General features: G+C 79.3%; 3 protein-coding genes. All 3 read right to left on the bottom strand.

The genetic code is table 11. From position 1 onward, the window contains the following. Positions 1-2 precede the first annotated feature (2 nt). From tsaE to MHY85_RS20795, 3 genes are read right to left on the bottom strand one after another with little or no spacing between them, the layout of a single operon-like run. Positions 3-605: a tRNA (adenosine(37)-N6)-threonylcarbamoyltransferase complex ATPase subunit type 1 TsaE gene (gene tsaE, locus MHY85_RS20805; protein ID WP_239200332.1), complete on the bottom strand. Its 603-nt coding sequence runs from the start codon at positions 603-605 to the stop codon at positions 3-5. Then, positions 602-1,801 carry an alanine racemase gene (gene alr / locus MHY85_RS20800; protein ID WP_239200330.1) on the bottom strand — a complete coding sequence of 400 codons (1,200 nt, stop codon included), beginning with the start codon at positions 1,799-1,801 and terminating at the stop codon, positions 602-604. The genes tsaE and alr overlap by 4 nt, the downstream gene beginning before the upstream one ends. A gap of 55 nt (positions 1,802-1,856) precedes the next feature. Continuing rightward, the gene (locus tag MHY85_RS20795) at positions 1,857-2,489 is read right to left on the bottom strand and encodes a nucleoside/nucleotide kinase family protein (RefSeq protein WP_374234261.1); all 633 of its coding nucleotides are present in this window, start codon (positions 2,487-2,489) and stop codon (positions 1,857-1,859) included. Positions 2,490-2,599: the final 110 nt, after the last annotated feature.

The raw sequence follows: 2,599 nt of genomic DNA, 5'->3' as shown, positions 1-2,599 counted from the left end.
GGTCAGGCGGGCGGCGCGGCGGGGGCGGCGGGGGCGGCGGCCGGAGCGTCCGGCAGCGCGACACCGCGCCACCGCTCGCCCCGGGCGCGGACGGTCACGGTCCGGACGCCCGCGGCGGCGTCCTCGGCGTCCTCGGTGTGCGGCGGGGCGCCGGCCGCGTCGGACCCCCGGGGGCGGCGCAGGGCCACCTCCAGGCGGTCGTCGGCCAGCGACTCGACCAGGCCCTCGCCCCACTCGACGACGGTCACCGACTCGTCGAGCGAGGTGTCCAGGTCGAGCGCGTCGACCTCGTCGAGCGAGCCGAGCCGGTAGGCGTCGACGTGCACCAGGGTCGGCCCCGTCGCGCCGTCGGGGCGCGGGAGCGGCGGGTGCACCCGCGCGATGACGAACGTCGGCGACGCGACCGCGCCGCGCACGCCCAGACCCGTGCCGATCCCCTGGGTCAGCGTGGTCTTGCCCGCGCCGAGGTCGCCGGTGAGCACCACCAGGTCGCCCGCCCGCAGCAGCGCCGCGAGCGCCTCGCCGTACGCGCGGGTCGCGTCCGCGTCCGCCAGGTCCACCGTCGTCTCGGCCACCGTCGCGGTCGCCCCGTCCTGCTCGCTCACGCCACTCCCTCCGCGACGCGCTGCGCGTCGCTCGCCGGGACCTCCCGGCCGCCGTCCACGTACACCCGCGGCACCCGGGCACCGAGCCGGGTCACGATCTCGTAGCTGATGGTGCCCGCCGCGTCGGCCCAGTCCTGCGCCGTCGGGCCGCCGTCCGCGCCGGTGCCGAACAGCACCACGCGGTCGCCGGCCTGCTCCGCCCCCCCCGGGCCGAGGTCCACCATCACCTGGTCCATGCAGACCCGCCCGGCGATCGCGAGGCGCCGGCCCCCGACCCCGAGCGGGGCGCCCGGGGCGCCGTCCTGCCCGGAGGCGTGCCGCGGCACCCCGTCCGCGTAGCCCAGCGGCACCACCCCGACCACCGTGTCCCGCGGCGTCACGTAGTGGTGGCCGTAGGACACGCCGTGCCCCGCGGGCAGCCGCTTGACGGTCGCGAGCTCCGCCTCGACGGTCATCGCCGGCACCAGCCCGAACCGCTCCGGCCCGCCGAGCTGCGGGACCGGGGTCAGGCCGTACAGGGCGATGCCCGGGCGCACCAGGTCGAGGTGCAGCTCCGGGTCGGTCAGCGTGGAGGCCGAGGCGGCGATGTGCCGGACCTCGAACCGCGCGCCGCGGGCCTCGGCGTCGGCCGCCGCGGCGCGCAGGACGTCGCCCTGCGCGTGCAGGCTCGGGTGCCCGGGCTCGTCGGCGAACGCCAGGTGCGACCAGATGCCCACCAGCCGGACCACGCCCTCGGCCTCGAGCCGCAGCGCCTCGTCGACGACGCCCGGCAGGTCCGCCGGGGTCAGTCCGTTGCGCCCCAGGCCGGTGTCGACCTTCACGTGGACGCGGGCGGCGCGGCCCGTCGCGCGCGCGGCGTCGGCGACCTCGCGCAACGCCCACGGCGCGGCGACGGACAGGTCGACGTCGGCCGCCACGGCCTCGGCCAGCGGGGCGCCCGGGGCGTACAGCCAGGTCAGCACGCGGGCGGTGACGCCGCCGGCGCGCAGGGCCAGCGCCTCGGCCACCTGCGCCACGCCCAACCAGGTCGCGCCGCCCGCCACCGCGGCGCGCGCGATGGGCAGCAGGCCGTGGCCGTACGCGTCGGCCTTGACGACCGCCATGAGCTGCGCCGTCGGGGCGAGGTCGCCCAGGGCCCGCGCGTTGGCACGCACGGCCCCGAGGTCCACGACCGCCCGCGCGGGAAACCTGCTCACGCCCCCAGTCTCCCACCGGCGCGCGGGTGCCTCGCGCGCGGACGCGCTCGCGGCGTCAGTCGACCGTGACCACGGCGTCGGCCCGGGCGCGGGTCGCCGCGACCAGGTCGGCGTTGCGCTGGTCCGGGCCGTGCGTCCACGCGTACGCGGCGGCCGGCGGCTTGCCGAACAGCTCGTGCCGGGCGACGAGCCGCTCGGCCCGCACCTCCTCGGGCAGGTCGACGAACCAGCACGCGTCGAGGAGGTCGCGGACCGGCGCGAACCCGTGCTGGTCCAGCAGCAGGTAGTTGCCCTCGGTGATGACCAGGGGGACGTCCGCCGGGACCCCGATCGCCCCGGCCACGCCGTTGCGCAGGTCGCGACGGTACTCGGGCGCGTAGACCGTCTCCCCCGGCACCGGCTCGCGCAGCCGGCGGAGCAGCGCCACGTAGCCCGCCGCGTCGAACGTGTCCGGTGCCCCCTTGCGGTCGGCGCGGCCGAGCCGTTCGAGCTCGGTCTGCGCGAGGTGGAACCCGTCCATCGGCACCACGACGCACCGGCCGGGGAACGCGGCCAGGATCTGCGCGCTCAGCGTCGACTTGCCCGCGCCCGGCGCGCCTGCGAGGCCGAGCAGCCGCCGGGGCGGCGCCCCGGCCCCCGCCGGGGCGTCCAGCAGCGCGGCCACCCGGGCGCGCAGGTCGTCGCGCAGCGGGGCGTCCGTTGCCGGGGTGCGGGGCCGCAGGCCGCCGGGACCCGGGTCGTGCGGACCGGGCGCGCCGGGGCCGTCGAGGGCACCGGGGCGGTCGAGGGCGGCGGCGC

Origin of the sequence: Cellulomonas sp. ACRRI (assembly GCF_022346185.1) — a bacterium.
Taxonomy (GTDB): Bacteria; Actinomycetota; Actinomycetes; order Actinomycetales; family Cellulomonadaceae; genus Cellulomonas.
Note: the sequence above shows the minus strand (reverse complement) of the source record. Positions and strands in the feature narration are given on the sequence as shown.